The 421-nt window shown below is 67.5% G+C and carries 1 protein-coding gene; it reads right to left on the bottom strand.

The features are described 5' to 3' along the window. Positions 1-250 (bottom strand): hypothetical protein (locus tag D7Y13_RS43645; RefSeq protein ID WP_244222496.1); only part of this gene is annotated, 250 nt, incomplete at its 3' end. Positions 251-421: the final 171 nt, after the last annotated feature.

The raw sequence follows: 421 nt of genomic DNA, 5'->3' as shown, positions 1-421 counted from the left end.
CCGCCGTACGGACGGTTCTGATCGAGGACACCGCGTCGTCGGGGGAGAGCGCCCCGGAGGCGATCCGGGTCTCCAGCAGGGAGACCTCGAGATCGAGGGCGTCGTACCGTCGGGTGAAGAAGGACAACGCTTCCTCCGGTGGCACGTCGGGCACCTGCCCGACGGCTCGCTCACCGGACTCCGTGCGGACGTACACCGTCCCGTCTGGGTCGACCCGGCCAAAGGAGGCAGGCCCCGCGCCGTCGCTCATAGGGCCCTATCCTGCCTGATTCACTCGCCAGGGTCATATCAGGTTCTCAGCCTGCGTCGCCTGGTCGTTAGTCTCGCCACTGTGTTCATCGCCTCCTTCCCCGCCGGTCCGTGGCAGACGAACTGCTACGTGGTGGCCACCGAGCCCGGTGCCGAGTGCCTGATCCTGGAT

The organism is Corallococcus praedator (assembly GCF_003612125.1).
GTDB lineage: Bacteria > Myxococcota > Myxococcia > Myxococcales > Myxococcaceae > Corallococcus > Corallococcus praedator.
Note: the sequence above shows the minus strand (reverse complement) of the source record. Positions and strands in the feature narration are given on the sequence as shown.